General features: G+C 48.1%; 22 protein-coding genes and 2 pseudogenes. 3 read left to right on the plus strand and 21 right to left on the minus strand.

Going from position 1 to position 23341, the window contains the following annotated elements; all coding sequences use genetic code 11:
• Positions 1-12: 12 nt before the first annotated feature.
• The 8 genes and pseudogenes from L0M14_RS14400 to L0M14_RS14440 form a co-directional block, all read right to left on the minus strand.
• Complete coding sequence (locus L0M14_RS14400) at positions 13-693, minus strand: DnaD domain protein (protein ID WP_235122697.1); 681 nt, start codon at positions 691-693, stop codon at positions 13-15.
• Positions 694-733: 40 nt separating this feature from the next.
• Positions 734-2024 (minus strand): annotated as a pseudogene (gene asnS / locus L0M14_RS14410) (asparagine--tRNA ligase).
• Positions 2025-2121: 97 nt separating this feature from the next.
• A complete protein-coding gene (locus L0M14_RS14415; RefSeq protein WP_235122700.1) occupies positions 2122-3324 on the minus strand; it encodes an acetate kinase in 1203 nt (400 codons plus the stop codon).
• Positions 3321-4193 carry a 3-hydroxyacyl-CoA dehydrogenase family protein gene (locus L0M14_RS14420; protein WP_235122701.1) on the minus strand — a complete coding sequence of 291 codons (873 nt, stop codon included), beginning with the start codon at positions 4191-4193 and terminating at the stop codon, positions 3321-3323. Before L0M14_RS14420 ends, L0M14_RS14415 begins: the two co-directional genes overlap by 4 nt.
• 233 nt (positions 4194-4426) lie before the next feature.
• Positions 4427-5926 (minus strand): AAA family ATPase, encoded by a 1500-nt coding sequence (locus tag L0M14_RS14425; RefSeq protein ID WP_235122702.1) that lies wholly within the window; start codon positions 5924-5926, stop codon positions 4427-4429.
• Complete coding sequence (locus tag L0M14_RS14430) at positions 5919-6452, minus strand: hypothetical protein (protein ID WP_235122703.1); 534 nt, start codon at positions 6450-6452, stop codon at positions 5919-5921. Before L0M14_RS14430 ends, L0M14_RS14425 begins: the two co-directional genes overlap by 8 nt.
• Positions 6453-6573: 121 nt before the next feature.
• The gene (locus tag L0M14_RS14435) at positions 6574-7062 is read right to left on the minus strand and encodes a cell wall elongation regulator TseB-like domain-containing protein (RefSeq protein WP_235122704.1); all 489 of its coding nucleotides are present in this window, start codon (positions 7060-7062) and stop codon (positions 6574-6576) included.
• 47 nt (positions 7063-7109) lie between these two features.
• Positions 7110-8408, minus strand: a complete 1299-nt coding sequence (locus L0M14_RS14440) for an amidohydrolase (RefSeq protein WP_235122705.1) — start codon at positions 8406-8408, stop codon at positions 7110-7112.
• A gap of 231 nt (positions 8409-8639) precedes the next feature.
• On the opposite strand from L0M14_RS14440, the gene L0M14_RS14445 reads away from it, so the two are divergent.
• Together L0M14_RS14445 and L0M14_RS14450 are read left to right on the plus strand one after the other, a co-directional pair.
• Positions 8640-9263, plus strand: a complete 624-nt coding sequence (locus tag L0M14_RS14445; protein ID WP_235122706.1) for a DUF47 domain-containing protein — start codon at positions 8640-8642, stop codon at positions 9261-9263.
• Positions 9264-9285: 22 nt separating this feature from the next.
• The gene (locus tag L0M14_RS14450; RefSeq protein ID WP_235122707.1) at positions 9286-10284 is read left to right on the plus strand and encodes an inorganic phosphate transporter; all 999 of its coding nucleotides are present in this window, start codon (positions 9286-9288) and stop codon (positions 10282-10284) included.
• Between the two features lie 110 nt (positions 10285-10394).
• On the opposite strand, the gene L0M14_RS14455 is transcribed toward L0M14_RS14450, so the two are convergent.
• From L0M14_RS14455 to L0M14_RS14485, 7 genes are all read right to left on the minus strand, one after another.
• A complete protein-coding gene (locus L0M14_RS14455) occupies positions 10395-11015 on the minus strand; it encodes a redox-sensing transcriptional repressor Rex (protein ID WP_235122708.1) in 621 nt (206 codons plus the stop codon).
• Positions 11012-13876 (minus strand): ATP-dependent DNA helicase DinG, encoded by a 2865-nt coding sequence (dinG, locus tag L0M14_RS14460; RefSeq protein WP_235122709.1) that lies wholly within the window; start codon positions 13874-13876, stop codon positions 11012-11014. The genes L0M14_RS14455 and dinG overlap by 4 nt, the downstream gene beginning before the upstream one ends.
• A gap of 81 nt (positions 13877-13957) precedes the next feature.
• Complete coding sequence (locus tag L0M14_RS14465) at positions 13958-14566, minus strand: tetratricopeptide repeat protein (protein WP_235122710.1); 609 nt, start codon at positions 14564-14566, stop codon at positions 13958-13960.
• Between the two features lie 92 nt (positions 14567-14658).
• Positions 14659-15042 (minus strand): aspartate 1-decarboxylase, encoded by a 384-nt coding sequence (panD, locus tag L0M14_RS14470; RefSeq protein WP_235122711.1) that lies wholly within the window; start codon positions 15040-15042, stop codon positions 14659-14661.
• 5 nt (positions 15043-15047) lie between these two features.
• Positions 15048-15917: a pantoate--beta-alanine ligase gene (gene panC / locus L0M14_RS14475; protein WP_235122910.1), complete on the minus strand. Its 870-nt coding sequence runs from the start codon at positions 15915-15917 to the stop codon at positions 15048-15050.
• Between the two features lie 26 nt (positions 15918-15943).
• Positions 15944-16798 carry a 3-methyl-2-oxobutanoate hydroxymethyltransferase gene (gene panB / locus L0M14_RS14480; RefSeq protein ID WP_235122712.1) on the minus strand — a complete coding sequence of 285 codons (855 nt, stop codon included), beginning with the start codon at positions 16796-16798 and terminating at the stop codon, positions 15944-15946.
• Between the two features lie 272 nt (positions 16799-17070).
• Positions 17071-18039, minus strand: a complete 969-nt coding sequence (locus L0M14_RS14485; protein ID WP_235122713.1) for a biotin--[acetyl-CoA-carboxylase] ligase — start codon at positions 18037-18039, stop codon at positions 17071-17073.
• Between the two features lie 154 nt (positions 18040-18193).
• Here L0M14_RS14485 and L0M14_RS14490 point away from each other — a divergent pair, with 154 nt between their 5' ends.
• Entirely contained in the window at positions 18194-18469 is a 276-nt protein-coding gene (locus L0M14_RS14490; RefSeq protein ID WP_235122714.1) for a hypothetical protein, read from the plus strand.
• Here the strand turns inward: L0M14_RS14490 and L0M14_RS14495 are convergent.
• The 6 genes and pseudogenes from L0M14_RS14495 to L0M14_RS14520 all read right to left on the minus strand — a co-directional run bounded on the left by L0M14_RS14495 (position 18400) and on the right by L0M14_RS14520 (position 23243).
• Positions 18400-19569 carry a CCA tRNA nucleotidyltransferase gene (locus L0M14_RS14495; RefSeq protein ID WP_235122715.1) on the minus strand — a complete coding sequence of 390 codons (1170 nt, stop codon included), beginning with the start codon at positions 19567-19569 and terminating at the stop codon, positions 18400-18402. The two genes, L0M14_RS14490 and L0M14_RS14495, sit on opposite strands and share 70 nt — an antisense overlap.
• Before the next feature lie 22 nt (positions 19570-19591).
• Positions 19592-20765 (minus strand): annotated as a pseudogene (bshA, locus tag L0M14_RS14500) (N-acetyl-alpha-D-glucosaminyl L-malate synthase BshA).
• A gap of 16 nt (positions 20766-20781) precedes the next feature.
• A complete protein-coding gene (gene bshB1 / locus L0M14_RS14505; protein WP_235122911.1) occupies positions 20782-21474 on the minus strand; it encodes a bacillithiol biosynthesis deacetylase BshB1 in 693 nt (230 codons plus the stop codon).
• Positions 21467-21895 carry a methylglyoxal synthase gene (locus L0M14_RS14510; RefSeq protein ID WP_235122716.1) on the minus strand — a complete coding sequence of 143 codons (429 nt, stop codon included), beginning with the start codon at positions 21893-21895 and terminating at the stop codon, positions 21467-21469. The genes bshB1 and L0M14_RS14510 overlap by 8 nt, the downstream gene beginning before the upstream one ends.
• Before the next feature lie 14 nt (positions 21896-21909).
• On the minus strand, positions 21910-22713 hold the full coding sequence (gene dapB, locus L0M14_RS14515) for a 4-hydroxy-tetrahydrodipicolinate reductase (RefSeq protein ID WP_235122717.1): 804 nt from the start codon (positions 22711-22713) through the stop codon (positions 21910-21912).
• 29 nt (positions 22714-22742) lie between these two features.
• On the minus strand, positions 22743-23243 hold the full coding sequence (locus tag L0M14_RS14520; RefSeq protein ID WP_235122718.1) for a tetratricopeptide repeat protein: 501 nt from the start codon (positions 23241-23243) through the stop codon (positions 22743-22745).
• Positions 23244-23341: the final 98 nt, after the last annotated feature.

Genomic DNA, 23341 nt, shown 5'->3' on the forward strand with positions numbered 1-23341 from the left:
GTTTCAATACGTTTATCTGGACTGTCTATAGCGCTGCGAGTATTCCTTGGCTTGATCGACCGTTGCTACCCGATTACGGCTCCATTCGAGCAGAATGCGGTCAATGTATCGGAAATAAACTTTTCCCGCAAACACAGCCTCTTTAAGCGCGGTAAGGATGAGCTCGGTCGGATAATTGTCTTTGTCGAGCCAGCCGCTAATCGTTTCAAGCTCCATCGGCGTCAAGGGACGCGCGAATTCCTTCTCGAACGTGGTGTAGATATCCTTAGACTTCGCATCGTCCGGGATCGAGCTGCGCACAGCGGCGAACGCTGCAGTCTGCTGCTCAATGAAGAAGGACGCGAGTTTCTGATACAACGGCGTTATGTTGTATCTTTCATATCGAACTCCCGTACCTGGATCCATGTCTTCATCGATGGCAATAAACTCCTCGGCAAGCAGCTTTTGAAGGCTAGCAATCACTTGATCCGGCGAAGCGGTCATTCTTGCCTGAATTTCTTCAATGGTCGGAAAATCGTTACGTTCTTTTTCCAGGTAGGTCAATAGATGAATCAGGGTCATCATATCGATTTCCGTCAGCCCCAAGCTGCGATAATGCTTGAGGAGCAAGGAGGGCACAGCTATGTTACCTTGCTGCAATCCAATTTGGAACACAGCCTCCAACTGCTTGCGGTGTGAATCCTTTGGTTTCAATCCGTATTCCCCTCTCCATGTCTTGCTGCAAGCCGCGAAGTTACGGGTATAGACGATACAGCAATCTCGGGAATGGAATGGTTTCTCTAACATGGTCCAGGCCGCATATCCATGCTACTGTCCGTTCCAGACCCAATCCGAATCCAGAATGAGGTACCGTACCGTATTTACGCAGGTCCAGATACCATTGGTACGCTTCCTTGGACAGCTCATGCTCCTGAAATCGTTCTTCCATCAGCTCCGGATCGTCAATACGCTGGCTGCCTCCAATAATTTCTCCGTACCCTTCGGGCGCAATCATATCTGCACATAGCACGACTTCGGGACGATTCGGATCAGGCTTCATATAAAAAGCTTTGATCTCCGTAGGGTAGTGAGTGATGAAAACGGGCGTCTCATATTGTTCGGCAATTGCCGTTTCATGAGGTGCCCCAAAGTCCTCTCCCCCACTCAAATTCGTGACCATTCTTCTTAAGGAATTCCACTGCTTGATCGTACGTAATTCGCGGGAAGCTTCCTTGAATTTTTTCTAGCTTCGAGGTATCTCGTTCCAGTGTCTCCAGCTCGGCGCGGCAATTTGCCAGGACTGTTTGTACGATGTGTGTAACGAACTGCTCCTGCACCTGAAGATTTTCTTCGTGATCGACGAATGCCATCTCCGGTTCAATCATCCAGAATTCGATCAAATGACGGCGTGTTTTGGATTTCTCGGCACGGAACGTCGGTCCAAACGAATAGACCCGACCTAAAGCCATTGCTGCAGCTTCCATATAAAGCTGTCCGCTCTGTGTCAGAAAAGCATCCTCATCAAAATACTTCGTATGAAATAAATTCGTCGTACCTTCACAAGAGGAAGGCGTTAGAATAGGAGGATCGACAAGATGAAATCCTCTCTCATTAAAAAACTGCTGCACAGCTTGTATGATCTGGGCACGAATAACTAGAATCGCCCTTTGGCGCGGGCTGCGGATCCAAAGATGGCGGTGATCCATCAGAAAATCCACGCCGTGCTCCTTCGGTGTAATCGGGTACTCCTCGGTTACTTGAATAATTTCGACCTGCTGCACCTCCAGCTCAAAACCGCCTTTGCTGCGAGTATCCTCTTTGACAACCCCTGTTACGAACAAAGAGCTTTCCTGAGTCAGCTTTGTTGCTGCGTCCCACACTTCCTCATTCACATCACTTTTTACTACAACACCCTGAATATAGCCGGAGCCGTCCCGCAGCTGCAGGAACTGAATCTTGCCGCTGGAACGCTTCTTATTCAGCCAACAACCGATCGTTACATACTCTCCGACATGGTCTTTCACTTCACGAATCATACATTTCATACCGATCTCATTACCTCCTGAAATTTTCCTATGAAAAACAGAAGTTCTCTCAGATTACCTGATTCTGCTACTATTGTACACGATTTTCACAAAAACATCAGTCGGCTTGAACAAGCGAGTAGGTGTCCATGGCAATCATCCACTCTTCGTTGGTCGGGATGACAAGCACCTGAACGCTGGACGCCTCCGTAGTAATCGCTTTTTCCGTTCCACGTCCGCTCCGGTTACGCTCTTCATCCAGTTCGATGCCCAGATAGGTCAGCTGTTGGCATACTTTCTTCCGCAGCACTTCCGAGTTCTCTCCTACCCCCGCCGTGAAAACGATGGCATCCACTCCGTTCATCGCCGCAGCATATGCTCCTATGTATTTACGAATGCGGTATTCATACATGTCAAAAGCAAGAGCAGCGTTCTTATCTCCGGCTTCCATTGCTTCAACGATTTCTCTCATATCGCTGCTGAGGCCTGAGATGGCTTGCAGACCGCTATGCTTGTTCAGCATGGAGCTGATCTCGCTGAGTGTCAGATCCTCCTTGGCCATTGCGTACGGCACGATGGCGGGGTCCAGATCACCGCTGCGCGTGCCCATCATTAAGCCTTCGAGAGGAGTCAGCCCCATGCTCGTATCTACGGATACGCCGCCCAATACCGCAGCGCAGCTGCAGCCGTTGCCGATATGGCACGTAATCAGCTTGAGCTGCTCCAAGGGACGGCCCAAGAACTTCGCAGCACGTTCGCTGACATACTTATGGCTGGTGCCGTGAAAGCCGTAGCGGCGCACCTTGTGCTTGCGATAGAGCGCCATAGGCACTGGGTATAAGTAGGCATGCGAAGGCATTGTCTGATGGAAAGCCGTGTCGAAGACGACTGCCTGAGGTACACCGGGCATATTGACCTCAACCGCCGTAATGCCAAGCATGTGTGCTGGGTTATGCAGCGGCGCCAAATCGAACAAACGGCGAATTTCCTTCTTTACGTCCTCATCGACTAAGACGGAATTCTTAAAGCTCTCGCCTCCGTGCACTACACGATGGCCTACAGCATCAATCTGATCGATAGAATCCAGCACACCGTGGTCCTTACTCACAAGTATATCCAGGACTCGGCGGATGGCTGATGTATGCTCCAGAATTTCACTAACCTCGCTGACATCCGACTTGCCTGCAGGCTCGTGCACGAGGATAGCGGTCTCCATCCCGATACGCTCCACTCTTCCTTTGGCAAGTACGGTCTCCTGCTTCATGTTAAACAGTTGATATTTGACGGAGGAGCTTCCTGCATTAATAACGAGAATGTTCATAGCCGGTCACCATCCTTATCGTACCGGAAGAAGCCTTCTCCGGTTTTCACACCTAGATTGCCTGCGCGGACCATCTGCTTGAGCAGAAAGGAAGGACGGTATTTAATATCCCCGTAATCCCGAAACATGACTTCGAGAGCAGCCTGCACAGAATCCAAACCAAATCTGTCGCACATTTCAAGCGGACCATATCGAAAGTCATAACCGATCCGCATAGCTGAATCGATATCCTCAGCCGATGCTACTCCCTCGGACAGTGTATGCAGAGCCTCATTAATTAACGTACAAATAAGCCGAGTAGTGATATACCCAGGCGATTCAAAAACTTTAATGCTTTTTTTCTGAATGAGCTGATCTACAAAATCCCGTGTTCTCTCATACGTCTCATCCGATGTTTTCATGGCTCTAATAATTTCAACCAAATGAATTTTAGCAACTGGATGAAGGAAATGCATCCCGATTACTCGCTCAGGATTGGTTGTTACTGCTGCAATTTCAGTCACACTTAGCGTTGAGGTATTGCTTGCCAAGATAACCGAAGGTGGACAAATTTGATTTAATTGAAAGAACACGTGTTTTTTAGCATTCAGCTCTTCGGTAATGGTTTCAATGACCATATCGCATACGGCTAAGTCTTGCAAAGAATCCGCTTTTTTTATTTTTGCTACGATGAGCTTTTTCTCGGCGGCTGTAATCGCCCACCGTTCTATTTGTTTATCAAGGCTAATGGTAATCATCTCGAGTGCATGATCCAGTTTCTCCGGCGTCTTCTCCGCTATCAAAACATCAAGGCCGCGTGCAGCGAGCATCTCCGCTATACCCTGACCCATGGTTCCGCCACCGACAACACCAATAGTTTTCAATGTCATAGTTCTCCCCACCTTGACTTGAGTGCCAATCCATCAGATCGTCTCTAGTTATGTTTTCTATATACTGCTTATATTAATCATACATCGTTTGAATCGTGATTTCAGTATGTACACAAAAGATTCATGACATTGGTACAATCCTATCATAATTGCGCAAAAACCGCCGACTGCTAGTCGGCGGTTCAGTGTGTCGTTAGAGTCGGGGTCACTCCGAGCTACATGATTAGATTTTCTTACGCACTTTGTTCGGCAGTGTGTCCAAGTAAATCTCTGAAGGTATCGCCGGAGAGTACCTCTTCTTTCATCAGCACATCAAAGGACTGATCGAACACATTTCTATATTGCCCCAGTACTTGCTTCGTTCTAAGCATTAATGCCTCTAAGATGGCACTGTTTTCTCTCATCAACTCTTCCTTCGTTACCATATCACGGTCAATAATGCCAAGAGAGGTTAGACCTGAATCCATCATGTTGCGAACCATGGACAGCGCCTGCTCAAAATCGTTGCGAGAACCTGTACTACGTCCGCCATAGAAGATTTCTTCTGCCGCTGCGCCGCCAAGGGCGATCATAATTTGCTGCTCAATATAATCCTTCGTATACAGGTAATGATCCTTCGGCGGGTTATGACGCACATAACCTAGCGCCTTTCCTCGCGGACTGACTGTAACCTGTGAAACAGATCCGGGACGCACAATCTCGGCAACAATCGCATGCCCAAGCTCATGGTAAGCAACCCGTTCCTTTTCTTCTTGCGCAGTTTCTTTGTCCGTACGCTCGCCCATCATGACTTTGTCAATCGCGGAAGCCAGATGCTGCTGCTCGATCGCTTCTTTTTCTTCACGCAGCGCATAAATAGCTGCTTCATTCAGAACACTTTCAAGCTGAGCGCCGGAGAATCCGAAGGTTTGCTCCGCGATTTTATCCAAAGATACACCCGCAGCTAAAGGTTTATTTTTCATATGAATATCAAGAATGGACAGTCGGCCTTTTTTATCGGGAAGATCGACTTCAATATGACGGTCAAAGCGTCCAGGACGCAGCAAAGCGCTATCCAGCATTTCCTTGCGGTTTGTCGCGGCCATAATAAGAATACGGGGACCATCACCCGTATGAATTCCGTCCATCTCAGTTAGAAGCTGATTAAGTGTCTGATCATACTCTCGATGCTGACCGCCGTCACGCTTACCGCCGATAACATCAATCTCATCAATAAAGATAATGGCACTATCTTTCCCTTCCTTAGCGGCACGCGTTCTGGCCTCTTTAAAGAGGTCACGGACACGACTTGCGCCGACACCGACATACATTTCAACAAACTCACTGCCGGAGGCTGCAAGGTACACAGAATTCGTGTAATGAGCAGCTGCCTTAGCCATCAGCGTTTTACCTGTTCCCGGAGGGCCTGTAAGCAAAATACCTTTGAGCGGGCGAATGCCCAGCTTCTGAATCTGATCGTGCTTAATCAAAAAATCCAGTGCTTCCGTTAGCTCACGCTTAGCACGGTCTTGGCCGCCAATTTGATCAAACGTCAGATAAGATGGCGTCCGGTTCTTACTCTTACGCTCGCCCCCTGCAGTTACTCCCACGCCGCCGCGGCTGCGAATCATAAAGAACAACGATACACTAAGCACACCTACAAATAGCAAGGGCATTACATTCACGCCGATAAAGGCAAGGAAAATGAGTAAAACAGGTACAAATCCAATACATAGCTCTTTCCATCTATTCATTCGGCCACACTCCTATCTTCGAAGAAGTTCTAGGCAGCATAACGAATTTACTGAACTCACCGTCCGTCAAACGCACGTATACATATTGATCATCCATCTCCGTCGACACTTTCAGGTTCGGAAGTTCTGAAGCATAAGACTCCAAGGCTTTCGGAATATCGGTATACTGCTTCGTCTCCATAGCTTGGGCTACATCGAACAAAGCTTTCGACCACCAGCTCTCAAGTTCAGGTGACGAGTTGGATTTTACATTATATTGAACGGTTCTCTTCCCAAGAATCGAGGAACCTTGATCGGCAATATGACTTACAATAGCACGCAAATCCGCATCCGGCTTCAATTCCAAGTCAATCGTAGCTGCCTCACTGTCCAGCTTAATGGAGGAGCTTTCTATACCGGAGGACTCGCTCACAATTTGGGACAATGGATTTTCCATAGCTAAGCTGTTATATGCAAACCAACCACCGAACAAAACTGTGGCAGACACAATCACACTTGCAACAAGAGGTAAGAGACGCAGCTTCATCAGACAACGTCCCCCTTTCTTTAGTCTATTTTGTTTCCTTAGCCATTCGCTATACGAAGAGTATATCACGTGATATATACGAATGCCTTCATCAAAAGTTGGAAAACAAAAAGCCCAGCCCTTATTGCAGGCTGAGCCGATAGGTATCGATATAGGTACCTTCTTTAAATGTATAATAGTCGTAGTAATATCTTAAACCTTTTGCTTCCTGCTTCTTATAAAATACTTCCCACACATATTGGCTGCCGAGCTTGCCAGGCAGAATCCGCAAAGTCTCAATTGCTGGATCTTTCTTCAGCATGGTTTCCCGAACCTGGTCCTCGGTAAAAGCTTCCGCGGCTACTTCTGTGTGAACTTCTTTATCAGAGATCCATACAACAACCTGCTGACCGATCTTGTCCTCGCCTCTTATGATTTGAAAAGGCTCATCGCCATAAAAGGAATCGACCTTGGTCGCTTTCGTTAATATCGTTTTCTCATAAGCTGTTTCAACAGCCTTACTGTTAGCATCCCAGTGTTCGTTCTGTACACTCAGGTAGAAACGGGTGATGACAACGATAAGTGTCAACAGAACGAATATCCCCAGCATGATGACTCTTCTCCAGAGCACTTACCCTGCCTCCTTCGGTCTATTTCGATCCAATTGGGGGAAAACGATTAGGATTGAGTCAATCGATCGAAGCATTGCTCGAACTCAAACTTGATTTTCTCTTCATCTAAAGTTAGGCATTGACCGCCGCGCACAACCCATTTGCCATCCACACATACATCCACGACATCTTTAGCCGATGCTGAATAGATCGCATGAGAGATAAAATCGGTTTTCGGCAGAAAATGAGGCTGGTCGATATCCAGCGCGATAAAGTCCGCCTTCATGCCAGGTGCAAGCTGTCCCACATTGTCCAGCCAAATGGATTCAGCTCCCCACTTTGTTCCCATAAGCAGGGCCTCGGTTGCTGGAACTGCGACAGGGTCACCTGATACTCCTTTATGAATCAAAGCAGCCAAACGCATTTCCTCGAACATATCAAGATTATTATTCGAAGCAGCTCCATCGGTTCCTAACGAAACCTTGACTCCGGCACGAAGTAATTCTGGTACCCGCGCAACGCCGCTAGCAAGCTTCAGATTGCTTCCCGGATTGTGCGAAATACGTACATCATAACGTTTCAACACTTCAATCTCTTCATCAGTAAGATGTACACCGTGTGCGACAAGCGTAGGGCGGCTGAAGACACCGATCTTCTCTAAATGTGCAACAGGTCGTAAGCCATACTGATCAACGTTGGCCTGCACTTCCCTGCTCGTTTCGGACATGTGTGTATGTATCGGAAGGTTCAAATCATGAGCAACCTGTACAATCTTTTCAATATAATCAGGCGGACAAGTATAAGGAGCATGCGGCGACATCATTGTTGTAATTCTTCCGTCCGCTTTGCCATGCCAGTTCTTTGCGAATTCAGTAGCTTCATTTAGCTTTGCAACTTGTACATCAGGAGGACACAGCCCGATTACTCCGCGGGTCAAACATGCTCTCATACCCGATTGTTCAACAGCCTGGGCTACTTCATTCATATGGTCGTACATGTCGACAAAAGTCGTCGTGCCGCCCTTCAGCATTTCCAATATCGAGAGAAGGGTGCCCCACTTAACATCTTGTGTAGTAAACTTGGCTTCCATTGGCCACATCTTCTGTTCTAACCAGATTTGAAGCGCCATATCGTCCCCATAGCCTCTGAGCAAAGACATCGCTGCATGACCGTGTGTGTTAACAAGACCCGGCATATACAGTTTATTCGTACCGTCTATGTATTCATCGAAGATTTCGCTTTCAGCAGGACTACCTTCATGAATGGAAGTGATGCGGTTACCTTCTATAACCATATATCCTCGAATGACTGGATTGCTAGTATCGGATGTGATAAAAATCCCATTCTTTATACACGTTTTTTTCATAGTAAAATATCCTTTCTTCGCGCATTCTAAAGCAAACAACGCTTTTTCCACTGTACATCTTCATTCCCTGAAAATCAAGAAAGGAATAAATGTGCAACATATTGGATTTACCATTGCTTTCCGCACAAAATTTATGATATTTTTAATCTCGTGAGTTTTCAACAAATTGGTCTATTTTACTAGAAAAATCGATCAATATGATGTACATATAGAAAAATATAGGAGGATCTTATGACATTATTCTCGAAAAAGAGCGATGTGGACTTTCTTCAGCTGTTAATTCAATCAGCGGAGAACGCGCTTCAAACGGCTCAAATGTTCCGCACGGCCATGATGGGGGACAAGCCCCCGACAGATTTCGTGAAAGCGATCCATGACTTGGAGCATCAAGGTGATTCCATTACGCATGAGATCTTCAAAGGCTTAAACAAAGTTTTCATTACACCTCTAGATCGGGAAGACATTATGGAGTTAGCCTCCAAAGTAGACGATGTCACGGACGGTATCGAAGCTACGATCGCTCGGTTTGACTATTTAAATTTGACTTATACAGATCAGTTCATGCGCGACTTTTCAGCTGTCATTGTTGACTCATGTCAGCATATGCTGGATGCATTTAAGCTTTTGGCAAGGAAAAAATATATGCAGATTTCGGAGCATACGGTTGCCATCAACAGCTTGGAAAATGACGGGGATCGTCTCATGAGAGAAGGCATCCGTCAAATTTTCTTAGCTAAAAAAGATATCTATGAAGACTTCAAGCTGAAGGAAGTTTATGAACGTTTGGAAGAAACTACAGATGCCTGTGAAGATGTCGCCAACATTCTGGAAAGTGTCGTTCTTCGTTATTCTTGAGGATCGGCGCTAGGAGGATAACATGATAACCTATCTCATCATCATTGTGGCGCTCGCACTGCTATTTGATTTTATCAATGGCTTTCATGATACGGCAAACGCGATCGCTACATCTATCTCGACTCGGGCTCTCAGCCCCAGAGTCGCTGTCATCATGGCAGCCTCTCTGAACTTTCTAGGTGCGGTTGTCTCCTCGGAGGTTGCCAAGACGGTAGGGGGTAAAATTGCCAACCCCGCCACGATTGATCATGGCATCGAGATTGTCATCGCCGCCCTGTTGGCTGCGATTATTTGGAACCTATTAACCTGGTACTTCGGCATTCCATCTTCTTCGTCCCATACTTTAATTGGCGCACTAGCAGGTGCGGTCATCGCTGGTGCCGGCTATCATTCCGTGAATTGGAGCGGTTTCACCGAAATTATCATCATTTTGGTGCTGTCACCTATCGTAGCATTCGGCGTCGGCTTGCTAGTCATGTTTTTCTTGAAATATCTGGTTTTATGGACAGGCAATAAATCGAGATCAAAATACAACAGGACTTTTCGTACATTACAAGTTATCACGGCTGCACTTCTTTCTTACTCCCATGGTGGTAACGATGCGCAAAAAGCAATGGGTATTATCGTTTTCGCTCTCGTAGCTGGAAATTTCCAAAGCACATTGGATGTACCCCTGTGGGTAAAACTTGCTGCTGCAATCGCCATGGGTCTTGGAACTTCCATCGGTGGATGGCGAATCATTAAAACAATCAGTCGTAAAATCATTAAAATCGAGCCAATCAACGGCTTCGCTTCCGACCTGACTTCGTCGATTGTCATTCAGGTATCCACGCACTTAGGTATGCCTTTGTCCACAACCCACGTCATTTCTTCCGCAATTATCGGAACAGGAAGTGTGATGAGGTTCCATGAAGTCCAGTGGGCAACTGTCGGTCGTATGGTAATTACTTGGGTTATTACGATTCCGATTAGTATCGCGTTATCGTACATCATCTACTTTTTACTCTTCAAATTGTTTTAACATAAGGAATAACTTTCCTAACATCTGAAAAAAGACCTCCTTCGTCGCCTGAAAAGGCATCGATGGAGGTCTTCATGTTTTATGAGCCTAAGATTCCGATTGCTCGGTAATTAATCCAGGTAGTAGGCCAAGCTCTGCAGCTCTGTTGTAAAATCCGCATGGTGCACGCGAACCTCACCAGGAACTTTAATAATAACAGGGGCAAAATTTAAGATCGCTTCAATGCCAGCCTCTACGAATTGATTCGCTACATTTTGCGCTTCTGCAGCCGGTACCGTGATAATGCCAATTCTAACCCCTAATCGGGCCAACGTTTCTTTCATTTCACTCATGGGCTGCACCGTAAGATTATTAATGGTTTCACCGGTCTTCTGCGGCATCGCGTCAAAAACAGCTACAATCTTCATATCGTTTCTGAGATACGTATTATAATTGCAAAGGGCTCGACCTAAATTGCCAGCTCCGACAAGAGCAACCTGAAGCTGGCGATCCAACTTTAGAATCTGGCGGATTTTTTCGATCAAATAAGCAACATCATAGCCGATGCCCTTTTTGCCGAATTCCCCGAAATACGCCAAATCCTTACGAATTTGAGCTGGATTGAGATCCAATTTGTGTCCCAAATCCTGCGAGGAAACGGTCATAATATTTTTCATCGCGAGTTCATTAAGAAATCGTAAATAAATCGGCAGACGACGAACGACAGCCTCGGAAATTTTTTGCGACTTCATCGCTGCTCCTCCCCCATCCATTCCTTAATTCTTGGAAGCATCTGTTCCGTTGTCATATGTTCGATCTTAGGCCCCGGCAGTGAATATAGGAAATACTTCCCATAATAAGTATCGATAACGCGGGTATCATAAATAATAACAATTCCCTTGTCCGTTGCACGTCTAACCAACCTGCCAAAACCTTGCTTGAAGCGAATCACGGCTTGCGGGACGGATAATTTCATAAAAGGATTTTCATTCCGTTTTTTCAAATTCTCACTTTTCGCTTCAACCAGCGGATGATTGGGCGGCTGAAACGGCAGACGAATGATTGCTAAGCAGCTTAACGCATCTCCCGGTATATCGACGCCTTCCCAGAATGAGCTAGTGCCCAGCAGCACGCAAGAAGGGTCTTCTTGAAACATTCGGGTCAGCTTACTGCGGTTGCCGCTGTCAACTCCTTGACCAAGTACGGTAATGCCATGCGGCTTCAAGCGTTCCTTCATGCCTGCGTGAATCTGTTTAAGCATCCTATTTGAAGTAAAAAGCACCAGCATACGGCCCTTGGTGACCAGGGCAACCTGGCACAGGGAATCAATCAACGCTTGCGTGAATACAGCGTCGCCTGATGGTCCCTTAATCGTCGGAAAGTCTCTGGGAATACAAACCAACGCTTGCTCTCTATAATTAAACGGAGAAGGCAGCTGGACCGTTTTCAGTTTGCCCTCGTTCCCGCCCTCGGGGATCTGGAGACCTAGCTGGTCTGCGGCATATTGAAACGATTTATTTACTGACAAGGTGGCAGATGTAAGAATGATACTGTCTTTATTCTCAAAGAAATGCTCCTGCAGCAAATGGCTAACATCGGTCGGGACACTAATCAGCTGCAGCGATTTGCTCTTGGCATATGTCCCCGCTTCCATCCAATACACGTAGCTCTCGTCCTCCATCTTCATGAAAAAACGCAGAGCGTCCCTATGCTCATAAAGTTCCTTCAAGGTACCGCCGAGATCCGTTACTAAACTCTGAACTTCAAGCACTTCCTGCATCTCTTTCATATCTGCAAGGGTTCGATCTAAAGTCCGAAGTATATCGTTCATACTCAGATGAATGTTGTCTTCAAGCATTTGAAGCTCGTTCCAGTGACTAGGAAGCGAGTCCGGCTTCATTCGCAGCACGTACTGCGAGTTCTCCGACTGAGAGGGATCACTCCTCCTGACCAAGTGCTCGTACAGTTGTTCACTCAGCCGATCCCAATCCTCCTTGATTTGCACAAGCTTGGGATACAAGGTATCAATCGTATCGCACCAAGCAGACGCCTTCTCATGCTCGTCGGAAGCTTTCTGCAGGCGGAATCGAAGCATCGGCAGCTGGCCGCTGCGATTATCTTTGTACAACCACTGCAGGGAATGATACAAAGCCGAAGAGTGCAGCTCGATGCCAAGATGCTTACTCGCCACTTCCTCAAAGTGATGGGCCTCATCAATAACGAGATGCTTATAGCTTGGAAGCAGACGATTCTCCGCTTTCATATCCGTGAATAGCATGGAATGATTCGTAATCACGACATCGGCTTGATTGGCTTCATGTCTGGCTCTATGATAAAAGCATTTCTTAAACCAAGGACACATTCGGTTCAGACAAGAATCCGTGTCACTGGCAACACTATACCAGAACTGTGCACCTTTATTGCCAAAATGAAGCTCTTCCTCGTCGCCATATTTAGTCTCACTCAACCATACGAGCATTTGCGCAGCTGTGATGGAATCGTCCTTGGCATATTCATAATCACGAGCTATGAGCTTATTCTCAAATTTTCTCAAACAAAGATAATGACTACGCCCTTTCAACACGGCTGCTCGAAACGGAACAGGGACAATATCATTCAGAAGCGGCAGATCCCGTTCTCTGAGCTGTTCCTGCAAATTGATGGTGTGGGTGCTGACAATCACCTTTTTATCATGCTTCAGGCCATAGTAAAGGGCAGGGATCAAATATCCGAGCGACTTCCCGGTCCCCGTCCCCGCTTCGATCATCAGATGCTGGTCCGCTTCAAAAGAATGCTCCACTTCCTCAATCATGATGTCCTGCGATTTACGATCCTCAAACCTTTCAAACTTTTGCCGCAAGGCGTTCTTGATTTGCAGTTGAAAGTCAGTAAACGTCGCACCCAGCTTTGCTACACTTCGATCTTCCTCTTCGTCGTCGTCCTCTCCCCAGTCATTCACATTCATCGTGAACTGACGGAAATAGCGATGGGTGTTCATATCGACACTGGTCTCAGATTCTTTAAAAGCGCAGATTTCATCTAGGAACCAACCTGAATCGCTGGCTCCGCTCTCAAAAATTTGACTTAAACGCTGCACGGTAAGCAGCGGCAAACCTAGCAGCCTCTCTAGACAAATGATCCAAATAAGCGCAGTAACCTCAGCGTCGCTGTCCGCTTGATGCGGTCTCTCATGGTCCAACCCGAATAAACCGGCCACCATACTGAGCTGTAGACTGGATATCGAGGGAAAAAGCATGCGAAGAAAATCCATCGTATCCAGGACACGCCCCGAAAAGGGAGGAAAACCGGTTGTTGTCAAACCTCTCTGCAAGAAGGATAAATCAAACTGCACATGATGACCGACTAGCACACAGTCAAACAGCAAAGGAAACATATCGGTCATGACCTGCTCAAGAGCCGGAGCATCCTTCACCATATCATCGGTGATTCCCGTTAACGTTGTAATCGAAGAAGGTATACCGATCCCTGGATTTACCAAGGAAGTATACCTGTCAACGATTTGAAATTGATCTATAATGACGAGCCCAACCTGAATAATCTCATCCGTCGATTGGCTACCAGTCGTTTCAAAATCCAATACTGCAAATTTCATGGCGTAACCTTCAATCCCTTCGTCCTGCACTCTCTCTAGCATACCAAATCTATTCAGGAAAAGGGAATACCCACTTGCTTCCTATCCATGAAATTCATCAGGATGATGGAGGGGCTCAATGAGAGAAGGGTCCGTGTGCAGCGCCTTTTCAAAATATTCGAAAGCCTTTTCCATATTTTGATTCTGCGCTTGAATGCAGCCCATTGCGTTATACGAAATCGCCTTCACCTTGGTATCGGATGTAAGCGGAAGAAGGAATTGAAAGTGCCGATGTGCTTCTTTGAAATCACCTTTGCGCAAGTATCCCATAGCCAAATAAACTCGGGCGAGCAGAAAATCAGGCTTGCGAGCCATTAGAACCTCAAACTCCTGGATCGCCTGGTCATACATGGCCAGCTTATAATACCCTTGTCCCCGCAAAAATTCTTCTGTCTTCTTTCCCGATACATCGGAGGCCTCCAAGTCCATGAGTTCCTGGTGCAGGGTCTGCGTACTGATCGGCGCGCCTCCATAAAACTTTCCCAGCTTTTCCTCGAAAAGCAGCCATGACTCAATAAACTCATCGCTCATCGTCTTTAAAACCTGTAGCTGCTCGTCCAGCTCTGCTCTCTTACCTTCTGCAGCTTCCGGATATTCTTTTTCGATTTCTTCCAGTACCTCATTCATCGTGGAAAATAAATGCTTAAACATTTGCCATCCCACCTTTGCCTCAAAGCTTAACCTCATTCTTTGTCAGTAGCAGCGATTTCATGCATGAGGAAAAAGGGAAAAATCCTCTAGGCTTAGAGGATGGTAGCATGCTCTTCTTCTTTGAGCAGTTGAACGATTTTATTGTTCTCTCCCATAATGGCAATCTTAGGGTGGTGTTTCTTTGCTTCTTCATCTGTCATCATGGCATAGGAAACGATAATAATCGTATCACCGGTTTGACACAGTCTAGCTGCCGCTCCATTCAAGCAAATCACACCTGAACCGCGCGGGCCTGGAATAATATAAGTCTCTAGACGGGCACCATTGTTATTGTTAACGATTTGTACTTTCTCATTGGGCAGCATGTCTACTTGATCAATCAAATCCTCATCAATCGTAATACTGCCTACGTAGTTCAAATTCGCTTCCGTTACCGTTGCGCGATGGATCTTACCCTTCATCATAGTGCGAAACATATCAATCACTTCCTTACAGAGAGTATAAGATTATCAATGAGTCTGGTTTTGCCGAATTTAACGGCGACTGCCGCAATTAGTGAATCGTTAACCATAGAGTGGGTGGACTCAAAAGGCTGAAGCGATGGGAATTGCAGAACTTCAACATAATCGATCACGGCAAGTGGGGCTGTCTGAATATGATTGCGGATTAACGCCGTTAACGCTTCAGAGGTAACGATGGAACGGTCCAATACGGCCTCCTTGGCTTTGTTTAATGCCTGTGACAAGACCAATGCCTGCCTGCGTTCTTCCTCCTGAAGATACACGTTCCTAGAGCTCATCGCAAGCCCGTCGCTTTCCCGAAGGGTCGGGCACGGTACGATCTCCACAGGAATATTTAAATCCTGCACCATCTGCGTGATGACCGCCACTTGCTGAGCATCCTTGAGCCCAAAGAAGGCCTTATCCGGCTGCACAATATGAAACAGTTTACTGACGACTGTCGCCACCCCGTCAAAGTGCCCGGGCCTTGAGGCTCCACACAGACGGTCCGTTAGCTTGGTCACAGAAACAGTCGTGCGAACTTCGCTCGGATACATCTCCTTGACGTCCGGCATAAAAACAAAATCCGCACCCGCGGCTTCAGCGAGCTCAAGGTCGCGCTTCTCATTGCGCGGATACCGGTCAAAATCCTCATTAGGTCCAAACTGCAGCGGATTGACAAAAATACTGAGTATGACTAAACTGCACTGCTCCTTAGCCGCTTTCAATAAGCTCATATGGCCCTCATGTAAAAATCCCATTGTCGGCACAAATCCGACCAAAGCATCGCTTCCGCGCCGAAAATTGCGAACCTGTGCACGCAAGTCATGTATCGTACGAATAACCTGCATGGTTTGTGTAGCTTCCATAGTTCCGCTCACCCCTTGTCCCCGTACAAATATTGTACAACATCATTGTCCATATGAAAGGTGTGCTCTGGGGCCGGGAACGTTCTGGCCTTGACTTCTTTTACATACGCACTGATTCCATTACGCACCATTTCTCCGACATTGCCATAGGTTTTAACAAATTTTCTTGAGGGCGTAACAGGTCCATATTGAAGTAAATCATGAAAAACGAGCACCTGTCCGTCACAGTGAACACCGGAACCGATACCGATTGTTGGAATCGACAGCTGTTTAGTCACCCATGCAGCAAGCTCGTCAGTTACTAATTCAATGACTAATGCAAAGGCCCCTGCCTGCTCCAACGCCTTCGCGTCGCTCAGCAGCTTTTCCGCTTGCTCTGAGCTGCGGCCTTGAACACGGAAACCGCCAATTTGGTGGACGGACTGAGGTGTTAGGCCCAAATGCCCTACAACGGGAACACCTGCCTTTACAATAGCTTCCACCGTTCCAGCAATCTCAGCGCCGCCTTCCAGCTTCACCGCTTTGGCTCCGCCTTCCTGCATCAATCGGGCCACTCCCTTGAGCGCTTGATCCACACTTCCGTGATAGGTCATAAAGGGCATATCAGCAACCACGAACGTATTCGCCGCACCACGTACAGCTGCCCGCGTGTGATAGACCATGTCGTCGATGGTCACGGGAAGCGTAGAATCATAGCCCAGTACTACGTTCCCTAGTGAATCGCCGACCAAAATCACGTCAATTCCCGCTTCCTCGGCAAGCCTCGCAGACGGATAATCGTACGCCGTCACTATGGTGATCGGGACTCCGTCCTGCTTCATCTTTCTCATTTTCGCTGTCGTCAGCGGTTTACGCTGCTCCATGGCAATCCCAGCTTTCTTTTATAAAATAAAAAAACCTTTTAGCCTCAGAGCTAAAAGGAGCGCATGCAAAAGAATCCGTTATGATTCTTCCGTCTCGGTCCTTTAAGGCTCAGAGCAGAATCCAATCTACTTATTTCCATACAGAATATATTGCTAACATACATGCAAGGTTTTCCCGCAAGGTGGAGTGCAGTTCTGTTAGGATACCGCCTCGCTTACAGGTCCTACAACCTTTCCTCTAGTATACCAAACTCAGGCTCCTTTTGATACGGTCACCTGAGCTCGATATCACCGGAAAATACTTTGATTCGTGCTCCATCTGCTGTCCGAACGGTCAATGCTCCTGAATCGTCCAACGATTCAGCGATTCCTTCTATGATTCCAGCCGGTCCTTGCGTACGAATCGGCCTATGCAGTGTCACACTGAGTGCTTCCCACAGCAGGCGAATCGGAGCAAAGCCCTGCTCACTATATAGGAAGTACAGATCTTCAAATTCTTTAAGAAATGCTTGGATTAACTGCTCTCTGCTAATTTCTTGTCCTGATTCGATCGCCAGTGAAGTTGCTATTGGCAGCAATTCCTCCGGGTAATCTTCCGTCTTCAGGTTGGCGCTGATCCCAATACCCGCAATCACATATTTAAGCCGTTCATCCTCGCCGCTGCTTTCCAGCAGAATGCCGCTCACCTTTTTACCGCGGATGAGGAGATCATTGGGCCATTTAATGCCAATATCTACGGAGCACATTTGTTGAATGGATCGACATAACGCTACAGCAGCAAGTAAGGTTAATTGAGGCATAAAATAGACAGGTATTCTCGGAGTCAGCACGAGACTCATCCAAATGCCTTTCCCTGCCGGGGAATGCCACTTACGCCCCATTCGGCCTCGGCCGGATGTCTGCGCTTCAGCCAACACCAAGGTCCCCTCAAAAGCACCGGCACCTACAAGCGAATGCGCAATTGTCTGTGTAGAGTCCACCTCGCCGTACATGTGCACCTGTTGGCCCATTACCTTACTACGAAGCCCTGCGAGCAGCTTGATTTTATCGTAGGTTTCCGGCTTTTTGACCAGCCTGTAGCCCTTACGGGGCGCAGCCTCAAATTCATAACCCGCTTCTCGCAATTCCTCAATGTGCTTCCATATGGCCGTTCGACTGCACGCTAATCTTCGGCTCAGTTCCTCCCCTGACACGTAGCTGTCCGGAAACTCTTCGAACACCTGCAAGATCCGCTCATTCATGTCATTCCGTTCAACTCACATTCTATATGATCCTCTGCCGCTGGCAGAAGTCAGTTGGATGGTTCGGGTACTGCAGCAGTATGCTGAGATTGATTGGATGGTTCGACGTGCTGCTTCATGCTGAGTTTAGTTGGTTTGGTTAACGTGCTATAGTTTGCTGAGCTCAGTTGGTTGGTTCGACGTGCTGCTGTTTGCTGAGCTCAGCTGGATGATTTCGCGCGCTGCAACAAGGCTTCGCGCTCGTTGGGAAGCTCGCCCAGCGCTGCCTGCTCCAGCAGCTCCTGGAGCAGAGCTCCCAGCCATGCCCCGGCTTGCGGCCAGCGCGCGCCGTCAACTCGCCGCCAGAGACGGCGAGCTCCTTCAGGCTGAAGCAGGAACCTCGCTCAGCCACTCTTCGCCGCGCCGGACAAGCCTCGGCGCGGCGTTTTGAAGGAAGCGCGCGAGCTCCGACTCGCCGCGCTTCGGTGCATACGGCTGCAGGGCGCCCAGCACCTGCAGCAGACCACGGGCGGCCGCTTCGCCGCGGCGGACCGCCCCAAGCTTCCAGACCCGCGCCATGTGCGCCGGGTCTGGGGCAGCACCAGCGGCAGCATCCGCGCCGCCGCTGGGCAAGAGCTGCTCGGCCAGCCACTGCTTGAGGCCGAGCATGCCGATGACCGCGTCCATATCGACGCGGGAGAAGGTCAGCTCCTGGAGCGCCTCGCGGCATATCGCCGCCGACGTCTCCAGGAGCATCAGCAGCAGCGCCCAGCGGGCATGCTGTTGGGGCAGCGCGCTGACTGCGTCCAGCGTGCCGTCATGCGCGAGCCAGCGGTCAAAAGGCAGCGGAAGCTGCTTTTTGACATGGGCCGTAAGGCCGCTCGCGAGAAGCAGCCGGACCGCGCGCGCCGGCGCAGGTCCTTCCATCATGCGCTGCAGCTCGCTGCGCACTCGCTCCATAGCGATGTGACGCAGCAGCGAAGCTTGCGTAAGCAGCGCCTGCCACGTACCTGCCTCGATCTCCAGTCCGTACGTCGAGGCAAAACGGATACAGCGAAGCATGCGGAGCGCATCTTCGCCAAATCGTTCCTCCGCTGTACCCACACAGCGGAGGATGCCTTCCTGTAGATCCTGCTGACCGCCGTACGGATCGAGGATGATTCCCGCCTTGTCCATCGCCATGGCGTTCATCGTAAAATCCCGCCGCTTTAAGTCTTCGGTCAAATCCGAAATGTATTCAACCGAAGCCGGGCGGCGAAACTCCTCATATTCCGACTCCTTGCGGAAGGTCGTCACTTCATACGTACCTTGCTCCAGCACAACAGTAACCGTGCCATGCTGAAGCCCTGTCGGTACTGTCCGCTCGAAACAAGCGGTGACCTGCTCCGGCAGAGCCGAGGTCGCGATATCTATGTCTTTGATCGGTCTGCCAAGCACTCGGTCCCGGACACAGCCACCAACCATATAGGCTTGATAGCCTGCTTCTTCCAACACACCAAGCACCAGCTTAGCGCCTTCTTGCATCGCTTTTTCAATCTCTAGTTCTTGCATAGTGAGCCCCTTACCTGTTGAATTACTGACACGAGGAAGCTGTCAGACGGTGAGATTCAGGCAACTCTCTACCTAGGACCCTATAATAGATTTCTTCGTATTGTACGGTAGTTAGATCGTTACAGAACGTTTGACGGGCACGATACAAGCATTTTTGAACCATGAGTTCATACATTTCAGAGTTACTTAGCATCTGCACCACATACTCCGCCATTTTTTCTGTATCGCCTATATCCGCCAGATAGCCGGTTTCCCCGTGCGTAATCAGCTCCGGAATGCCACCTGCGTTGGAACCTACAGTCGGAACTCCGCATGCCATAGCCTCGAGAGCCACCAATCCGAAGCTTTCTTTCTCTGACGGCAGCAGCATGACATCCGCCATCGAAATAATCTGCGCCACATCGTCCTGCTTTCCACAGAATGTGACTCTATCGCTTAACCCCAGCTCTTTGACCTTCGAAATAATCTTAGACAGATCAGGCCCTTCGCCAACAAAGAGAAGCCGTGACGGGATTTGCTTGCTCACCCTGTTGAAGATATCCACTACGTCGCAAACCCTTTTAACCGGACGGAAATTAGAAATATGAATGAGAATTTTCTCATCCGGGTTAGCGAACTCTTGTCTCAACTTACTAATATCTCTCGGGTAATACACCCGCTTATCGACGAAATTATAAGCTAGATCAATCGGACGTTTGATATCCAGCAGTGATCTGGTTTCATTGATTAAATCCTGGGATACTGCCGTTACGGCGTCGCTTTCGTTAATGGCGTAACGAATCAGGTCGCTTATGGATTGATCCTGTCCCAGTACTGTGATGTCCGTCCCGTGCAGCGTCGTCACAACCTTCAGATTACTGCCCATCATCTGCTTGGCGAGCAATGCGCATACGGCATGAGGAATCGCATAGTGCACATGCAATATATCCAGATTCTCCATGTTCGCCACTTGTGCCAGTTTGCTGGCTAGAGACAAGTCGTAAGGAGGATAACGGAACACATAATAGTCGCTAACCTCAACCTCATGATAAAAGATATTTTTATGGAATTTCCCTAAACGAAAAGGCATGCTGTGCGTAATAAAATGCACTTCATGACCTTTTTCCGCCAGGAGCTTTCCCAGCTCAGTCGCTACGACACCGGAGCCACCCCAAAGTCGGATAGCAGGTAATACCAATTTTCAGTGTTTCGCTCATTGTTCCCTCTTTCTCTTTATTCGAAACGATCCACCAATATCGGCAGTTTCGAGATAAAGCCTTCAGCGTAGGTAATCATTCGTTTTTGCCCCATGAGTCTGTCACGAGCCACAACCCTTTCGATGTAGCCTTGATTCAGCGGCGTCGCCACCGTATCTGTACCCGTTTCGAATTGTGAGCGGTAAGCGCTCAGCGAAGCAATTTTTTGATCATATACTTCTGAGACGTCTACCATAACATCCGCTTCATACACATCATTGATGAAATAAAAATACAGTTGCTGCACATTGACAGCTTCCGAGTCCGGCAAAAATTTGCGCAGCTTCGCATTAAATACGGCTTCCTGAACCAGCTGCGAACAGGCAATATGATCTGGATGCCGGTCCTGCCAATATGGGGCGAAGACGACACGCGGACGATGCTTCCTGATCTCGAGTGTAATCCTCTCTATGAATTCAGGACTGGGTAAGAGCCCGCGATCCGGCAGCTCCAAATTGGATCGCATCGCCAGTCCGAGTACATGACTTGCCTCAGCGGCTTCCCGTTTTCTGGTCTCAACATCACCGTTGGATGACATTTCCGCCAGTGTCAGGTCGCATATGCCGATTCGCAACCCGGCAGCTGAATGCTTCGCAATCGTTGCCCCCATCCCGATCTCCGCATCATCGGCATGCGCCCCGAAAATAAGAAAGTCCAGCTGCTCACTCATTGGCGTCGATACCAGGCTTGTACTTGTGGACAAGCTCTCTCCATGCAAAATCACCGCGGTCCAGTGCTCGAACTAACAGCTCCGCTGTTGCGATATTTGTTGCACATGGTATGCCTTGAACGTCGCACAGACGAAGCAGTGCAATGATATCCGGCTCATGCGGCTGAGCCATCAACGGATCACGCAAAAAGATAATAAAATCCATTTCATTCTCGGCTACCAGGGCGCCAATCTGTTGGTCTCCACCGAGCGGTCCTGACATAAACCGGTGCACATTCAGATTAGTATTATCCATAATCCGTTGGCCGGTCGTACCTGTTGCATATAATTTGTGCCCATCAAACACATGCTCATAGGCTGTAACGAAATTGACCATTTCGTCCTTCTTTCGATCGTGTGCGATAAGTGCTATTTTTAACATCCAACTTCCACTCCTTAGTCAATAAAATGCTCAAATCCATATACCATGCCCGTATAGGTCATAACTTTACGTACAGCCAGTGCAACCCCTGGCATATAAGCTGCTCGATCATAGGAATCGTGGCGAATTTTCAGCGCTTGGCCCGGTTCCGCCATAATGACTTCCTGCTGAGCAAAAATTCCAGGCAATCTGACGCTATGTATCCTGAACCCATTGTAATAGCCGCCGCGCGAACCTTCAATCGTTTCTTCCTCTTTTGGATTTCCTTGACGCCGCTCCTCCCGTACCTCCGAGATCATTTCAGCAGTTTTAATGGAAGTTCCAGATGGAGCGTCCAGTTTTTGGTCGCCGTGATATTCGATAATTTCCAGATTCGGAAAATATTTAGAGGCTTGAGCAGCAAATTTCATCATCAAAATAGCGCCGATTGAAAAGTTCGGAGCAATAATGCCTCCAATTTGTTTCTCTTGACATTGCTTGTCCAGTTCTTCGATGTCTTGCGATGTGAAGCCTGTTGTTCCCATAACGGGACGAATCCCGTGACGGATTGCAAGCGAAGTATGGGAGAAGGCGGAGTGAGGACCTGTAAAATCGACAACCACATCCGGCTTCGACTCTACAAAAGCTAGCTCAACATCACTTGTCATAGTCACTCCGCATGGCGCAAGACCGACTAATGTACCTAAATCTACGGGACCTGTAGAACGGGCTACACCTGCAACCAACTCCATATCAGGTTCGCTTAGAACCGTCTTCACCACCTCAAGGCCCATTCTCCCGCTTGCTCCCACTACCGCAACTCTAATCTTACGATCCATATATGCTAGGTCCCCTTTATCGTGTAATGTTATTTCATTTGACGTTCATACAGATCCAATTGCTGCTTGGCGAGTTCGTGATCCGGCTCCAAACGCAGCGCCTCCAACACCGTTTGACGGGCGCGGTGGTAATCATGTCTCTTTGCGAACACTTCACCAAGGATCAGATAGGCCTCAATCGCTAAAGGATCCAGCGCTATCGCTTCCTTTAACAGGAATATGGCCTTCTCTGGATGCTCTTCTTTTTCATTTACATGATACTGCGCTTCTTCAACTAGAGCTCTTGCATGTAGTATTTGTAAATGGTATTTGTATGCCTGACTGCTTTCTTCCAGATGAGCGGCTTTGGTCGCATGGTCAATCGCTTTATGGAGCTTATTGCTTCTCGCATAAGTAATTGATAACTTATAATGATAGGCAGCGTTGTCAGGCTCGACTGCGATCGCTTTTTCAAACCACTCTATGGCTTTCTGAAAATCATGTCCAAGTATGGATTCGTATGCTTTTTGTATTTCATGCTCTCCATCCATTCTGCCCATCCTCCTTCCATAGCTTTGCCCTGGCTAGATTAGCTTCTGCAAACGCAGCTCTTCCGGGTCCCTTGCATAGTGGGATGGTACAGTTTATG

Source organism: Paenibacillus hexagrammi, from assembly GCF_021513275.1.
In the GTDB taxonomy this organism is placed as follows: Bacteria; Bacillota; Bacilli; order Paenibacillales; family NBRC-103111; genus Paenibacillus_E; species Paenibacillus_E hexagrammi.

Coding starts and splice junctions, on each gene's coding strand:
- L0M14_RS14415 (WP_235122700.1), bottom strand. CDS start 3,324: ATGAACATTCTCGTTATTAATGCAGGAAGCTCCTCCGTCAAATATCAA.
- L0M14_RS14420 (WP_235122701.1), bottom strand. CDS start 4,193: ATGACATTGAAAACTATTGGTGTTGTCGGTGGCGGAACCATGGGTCAG.
- L0M14_RS14425 (WP_235122702.1), bottom strand. CDS start 5,926: ATGAATAGATGGAAAGAGCTATGTATTGGATTTGTACCTGTTTTACTC.
- L0M14_RS14430 (WP_235122703.1), bottom strand. CDS start 6,452: ATGAAGCTGCGTCTCTTACCTCTTGTTGCAAGTGTGATTGTGTCTGCC.
- L0M14_RS14440 (WP_235122705.1), bottom strand. CDS start 8,408: ATGAAAAAAACGTGTATAAAGAATGGGATTTTTATCACATCCGATACT.
- L0M14_RS14445 (WP_235122706.1), top strand. CDS start 8,640: ATGACATTATTCTCGAAAAAGAGCGATGTGGACTTTCTTCAGCTGTTA.
- L0M14_RS14450 (WP_235122707.1), top strand. CDS start 9,286: ATGATAACCTATCTCATCATCATTGTGGCGCTCGCACTGCTATTTGAT.
- L0M14_RS14455 (WP_235122708.1), bottom strand. CDS start 11,015: ATGAAGTCGCAAAAAATTTCCGAGGCTGTCGTTCGTCGTCTGCCGATT.
- dinG (WP_235122709.1), bottom strand. CDS start 13,876: ATGAAATTTGCAGTATTGGATTTTGAAACGACTGGTAGCCAATCGACG.
- L0M14_RS14465 (WP_235122710.1), bottom strand. CDS start 14,566: ATGTTTAAGCATTTATTTTCCACGATGAATGAGGTACTGGAAGAAATC.
- panD (WP_235122711.1), bottom strand. CDS start 15,042: ATGTTTCGCACTATGATGAAGGGTAAGATCCATCGCGCAACGGTAACG.
- panC (WP_235122910.1), bottom strand. CDS start 15,917: ATGCAGGTTATTCGTACGATACATGACTTGCGTGCACAGGTTCGCAAT.
- panB (WP_235122712.1), bottom strand. CDS start 16,798: ATGGAGCAGCGTAAACCGCTGACGACAGCGAAAATGAGAAAGATGAAG.
- L0M14_RS14485 (WP_235122713.1), bottom strand. CDS start 18,039: ATGAATGAGCGGATCTTGCAGGTGTTCGAAGAGTTTCCGGACAGCTAC.
- L0M14_RS14495 (WP_235122715.1), bottom strand. CDS start 19,569: ATGCAAGAACTAGAGATTGAAAAAGCGATGCAAGAAGGCGCTAAGCTG.
- bshB1 (WP_235122911.1), bottom strand. CDS start 21,474: ATGAGTGAGCAGCTGGACTTTCTTATTTTCGGGGCGCATGCCGATGAT.
- L0M14_RS14510 (WP_235122716.1), bottom strand. CDS start 21,895: ATGTTAAAAATAGCACTTATCGCACACGATCGAAAGAAGGACGAAATG.
- dapB (WP_235122717.1), bottom strand. CDS start 22,713: ATGGATCGTAAGATTAGAGTTGCGGTAGTGGGAGCAAGCGGGAGAATG.
- L0M14_RS14520 (WP_235122718.1), bottom strand. CDS start 23,243: ATGGATGGAGAGCATGAAATACAAAAAGCATACGAATCCATACTTGGA.